This window comes from Brevundimonas sp., assembly GCF_052436175.1.
Classification (GTDB): Bacteria; Pseudomonadota; Alphaproteobacteria; order Caulobacterales; family Caulobacteraceae; genus Brevundimonas.
Genome location: NZ_JBQVNM010000107.1, coordinates 1 through 4,465 on the forward strand (window position 1 = coordinate 1; position 4,465 = coordinate 4,465).

General features: G+C 69.1%; 3 protein-coding genes and 2 pseudogenes. All 5 read right to left on the minus strand.

What is annotated here, in order from left to right; genetic code table 11:
- Positions 1-471 (minus strand): annotated as a pseudogene (locus ACT6QK_RS14785) (tol-pal system protein); the annotation flags it as partial.
- 58 nt (positions 472-529) lie between these two features.
- On the minus strand, positions 530-1,642 hold the full coding sequence (locus ACT6QK_RS14790; RefSeq protein WP_444598585.1) for a DUF3667 domain-containing protein: 1,113 nt from the start codon (positions 1,640-1,642) through the stop codon (positions 530-532).
- Between the two features lie 122 nt (positions 1,643-1,764).
- Positions 1,765-2,319 carry a peptidoglycan-associated lipoprotein Pal gene (gene pal / locus ACT6QK_RS14795; RefSeq protein ID WP_444598586.1) on the minus strand — a complete coding sequence of 185 codons (555 nt, stop codon included), beginning with the start codon at positions 2,317-2,319 and terminating at the stop codon, positions 1,765-1,767.
- A gap of 153 nt (positions 2,320-2,472) precedes the next feature.
- Positions 2,473-3,861: a Tol-Pal system beta propeller repeat protein TolB gene (tolB, locus tag ACT6QK_RS14800; protein WP_444598587.1), complete on the minus strand. Its 1,389-nt coding sequence runs from the start codon at positions 3,859-3,861 to the stop codon at positions 2,473-2,475.
- 130 nt (positions 3,862-3,991) lie between these two features.
- Positions 3,992-4,465, minus strand: a pseudogene (locus ACT6QK_RS14805) (hypothetical protein); the annotation flags it as partial.

The window sequence follows — 4,465 nt, forward strand, 5'->3', positions numbered from 1 at the left end:
GGCCTGCTGAGCGGCGGCCGCTGCGGCGGCGGCGGCGGCCTGGGCGGCGGCGGCGTCCTCGAGCGACTTGATCCGGGTCTCGGCGCGGGTCAGGCCGGTGCGCAGGGTCTCGGTCTCGCGGCCGCGCTCGTCGAGCTGGAAGGTCAGGCGCTCGTTGTCGGCGTTCATCCGCTGGACGGTCTGTTCCAGATCTGCGATGCGGCGATCAACCGCGGCGACCTGGCTCTGGAGCTGGATCACCTCGGGATCGGGCTCGACCAGCACGGGTTGGCCGACCGCGTTTCTCTGGGTCAGGGCGCGTTCGAGGCGCCGCACGTTACGGTCCAGGGTGTCGAGGCGGCGCACGTCCCACTCCACGGCGGGCAGGGGGGCGACCTGGGACACGGCGACCCCGGCCAGCAGGCTGACGGCGACGCCGCCCAGAAGGATGTTGCGGGCGAGAGGCGAGAGGTGGGGGCGCTTGATCTTCATGGTCGTCTAGCTTTCACCGATTTGGGGCCGCCGCAAGGCGGGCGGGCCGCATCCCGCCTCAGTGACCGAGGCCGAGATAGACGATGGCGACGATGAAGAGGGCCACCACGATGTTGCAGAAGGTCAGCAGGAAGACCGTCCGCCACAGGGCCGAGAAGATCCTGAGACTGTAGGCCCCCTTCAACTGGGCGAAGACGTGGACCGGTATGGCCAGGGACGCGATGGCCAAGGCCATCCCGCCGACGCTCTGGTTCAGCGTGAAGGCCAGGACGATGACCATCAGCAGCAGCGCCATGAAGGTCAGGGAGTAGAGGACAAACACCCCGTGGTCATAGAGGGTGAAGCCGCGCTTCCACAGGAACAGCAATGCCATGAAGGGGATGGAGAAAGGCACCAGCAGGAAGGCGAACTTGTACATCGTCTGCTGCAGCTTGTAGACGGCCAGGTCCGGGTTCTTGAGCTTCTTGAGGACCGTGGTGGTCATGCCGCTGGCCTTGTCGCCCTCGGTCGGTTGCAGGTTCATGTCGGCCAGGGCGGCCTGCCAGCTGCCGGACTGCAGCCCGTCCTTGCGGCCCTCGACGGCCTCCTTCTCGAGCTTGGCCAGGTTGGACTTCTGGACCAGAAGGGCCCCTTCGGCCGCCGCCAGCATGCCCGAGGCGACGCCGCTCTCGCCCGGCGCGTCGCCGGCGGTTTCGAGTTCGGCCCTGGCCGTCGCCACCGCCTTGTCGGCCTCGATCACGGCCGCGCGCTGGGCGGCGATCCGCTGCGGAAGCGGCTCGATCCGGGCCTCCGGGTGCGGCATGAAGCTGAGGGCGAAGAACATCACGAAGATGGTGAAGAGGAACATCGCCAGGGGCGAAACATAGCGGGTGCGCCGGCCCTGAACCCATTCGCGCGTCAGCCGTCCGGGGTTGAAGGCCAGAAGCGGCAGGGTGCGACAGATGCGGGCGTCGAAATGCATGACGCCGTGCAGCACTTCTTCGCCCAGATGCAGGAGGGTGCGGTGGACATGGGTGGGCTGGCCGCAGTGGGCGCAGAAGTTCCCGCTGGTCTCCGCTCCGCAGTCGGAGCAGACGCCCACATGGGCCTCGCCTGAATGGCCTGTCGGCTTCTCCACGGCGGCGGCGACCAGTCCGCCGGTCACCGCTCCGCCCGCGCCTTCGATATCCATACGCCCTGCTCCCCCGAGAGAGCGGGAACCTGCCCGCCCTGACGACGGGGTTCAAGCCGTTGGAACGCAAAAGGCGCCGGACCTCGCGATCCGGCGCCTTCAGGTTTTGGTTCGTCGGGGCTTTAGTAGGCGCCAGAGACGATGGCGGTGTGGCCGTTGCGGTTGCGGGCCCAGGCGTCCTCGGTCGAACCCTCGGCGATCGGACGCTCCTTGCCGTAGCTGATGGTGTCGATGCGGCCGGCGGGCACGCCCTTGTTGATCAGATAGGTGCGGATCGATTCGGCACGGCGGGCGCCCAGGGCGAGGTTGTACTCGCGGGTGCCGCGCTCATCGGCGTTGCCCTCGATGCGGACCATGATCTGGGGATAGCGGGCCAGCCAGGCGGCCTGGGCGTCCAGACGCGGATAGGCCTCCGGGTTCACCTGATAGGAATCGAGGTCGAAATAGACCCGGTCGCCGACGTTGACGACGAAGTCCTGTTCCGAACCCGGGCGCACAGCGCCGGCCGGGGCGCCGGTCACGCCGCCGCTGTCGGGGCCGGGATAGACCGGGCCGGTCGGGGGGGCGGTCGGGGTGTTGGGCACCGCCGGCTCCACCGCCCGTTTGGGGGTGCAGGCGGCCATCGAGGCGGCGACGAGGCCCACGGCGGCCAGTTTGATCAGGGTGGTGTTGGTCATCGAGGTCGTCTCCTGTCGTGTCCCCCGCCGTCGCGTGTAACGGCTTACGGCCTTTGAAAGCTTAGCCTTGACGGGGCGGGTGGCGAAATGGTGGCGCTTGTCCGCCGATAACGCACAGGTGAGCCGTTCGGCTCCCGGTGTGATCGATTCGGCTCAGGACGGGCAGCTGTCCGCCCCCTGGTTGAGGCCGAGGTTGGCGGGCGGGGCGTCCAGCAGGGGCGACCAGGCCGGGTCGGAGCCGCGTCCCTGATAGGCCGACTGGGCGATGACCCGGCCGGACAGGTCCACCATCCACAGATTGGTCGATCCGCCCCGCGTCTGGCGCGCGAACATCAGATAGCGGCCGTTGGGCGCCCAGGAGGGGCCTTCCTCGAAATAGGAGGAGGACAACTGGCGCTCGCCCGAGCCGTCGGCGTTCATCACCCCGATGGAGAAGCGTCCGCCGGAGGATTTGGTGAAGGCGATCATGTCGCCGCGCGGCGACCAGGCGGGGGCCGTATAGCTGCCGCCGCCGCGCGAGATCGGGCGCTGGCCCGAGCCGTCGGCATTCATGACATAGAGGCGCGGCGTGCCCGACCGGTCGGAGTTGAACACGATCTGGCGGCCGTCGGGGCTGAACGACGGCGAGGTGTCGATGCCGGGGTCGGAGGTCAGGCGCGAGAGCTGGCGCGTCGTGAGGTTCATCACATAGACGTCGGCGTTGCCGTTGCGGATGATGGAGAAGGCGACCTTCGATCCGTCGGCGGAGTATCTCGGCGCCACGGCCTGACCGTCGAACTGGCCCAGGCTTTCGCGCCGGCCGGTCGACAGGTTGTAGAGGTAGATGCGGCTGTAGTCCTTGCCCAGCGCCATGTAGACGATCTCGTCCGGGCTGGACGAGAAGCGGGGCGTGAGGATGATCTCGGACCCGTCGGTCAGGAAGACGGGATTGTAGCCGTCCTGATCGACGACCGCGAGGCGGCTGAGCCGGTTCAGCTCGGTGCCGCTTTCGGCCACATAGAGGATGCGGGTGTCGAAGAAGCCGCTCTCGCCGGTCATCCGCTGATAGACGACGTCGGCGATCTTGTGCGCGATGCGGCGCGACTGCTCCGGCGTGGCGGTGAACTGGTAGGAGACCAGCTGGCACTGGCGGTAGGGGTCGTAGAGACGGAAGCCCACGTCGTTGCGGCCGTCGGGACGCGGCGTCACCGCCCCGTAGAGCACCGCCTGGGCGCCGATCTGGGTCCACTGGGGGAAGTTGGGCGCATTGGCCAGGGTCAGGCCGGTCTCGATGAAGCTGGACGGATTGATCGGCTCGAAATAGCCGGAGCGGGTCAGGTCGGAGGTCAGGACGCTGGTGATCTGTGAGCCGCCCGGGCCGCCGAAGGGGGCGATAGCGATCTGGAAGGGGCGCAGGACGCCTTCGTCCACCACAACATCCTGAACCGGCGGCGGGGTCGCCGGGGTTTGGGCGCCAGCGGGTTGGGCGGCCTGGGCCTGGACCGTCATCGGGGCCGCGATCGCCAGGGCGGCGACGGAAGCCAGGAGAAGATTCAGACGCATGTATAGCTTCCTCGACGAAGGTGACGGCGCGATGATGTAACGCGGGCGCGTTTCCCATGGCCAGCTTGCGGGCGAATGGGGCGAGATTGCGGACCGGTTTCTGTCCAAGTCTTCAGATGCGGGCGCGGCATCAGCGCCCGGCGCACTGGCGCGCGGTCTCGAAGCGGAATGGAACCTCCTGGGCGGCGAACCCCTCGGGCACGTCGAAGGGGGAGGTGGCGCGCAGGGCCTGAAGAATGCCGTCGGACGCCGCCCGCCAGGTGGCGTCGCTGCGTCCGCCCTCGACCTGGGGACTGCCCTGGATGCGGCCGTCGGCCCCCAGACGCACCCGCACCCGGAGCACGATCTCGTCCCCGCCGGGCAGGTCGCAGACCACGCGGACATTCCAGTTCGGCGTCACCTGACGCGCGAGAGCGCCGAGCTGCGGCCCGGTCGCCTGTGACGCCTGACCCGCGCCCTGCTGACCCGTCGAAGGACGGCCGGGGTTGGGGCGGGCGCGGGGCGGTCCGGCCAGGGCGTCGAGGTCCAGGGCGGGGGTGTTGCGCTTGGGCGCGGGCGACGGGGGCGTGGGCCGTGGGGGCGTCGGCCGCGCCGGCGTCCGGGT

What these genes read in the sequence shown, in the direction of transcription:
- tolB (WP_444598587.1), bottom strand. Translation starts at nt 3,861, where the DNA reads ATGCGTCTGAATCTTCTCCTGGCTTCCGTCGCCGCCCTGGCGATCGCG.
- pal (WP_444598586.1), bottom strand. Translation starts at nt 2,319, where the DNA reads ATGACCAACACCACCCTGATCAAACTGGCCGCCGTGGGCCTCGTCGCC.
- ACT6QK_RS14790 (WP_444598585.1), bottom strand. Translation starts at nt 1,642, where the DNA reads ATGGATATCGAAGGCGCGGGCGGAGCGGTGACCGGCGGACTGGTCGCC.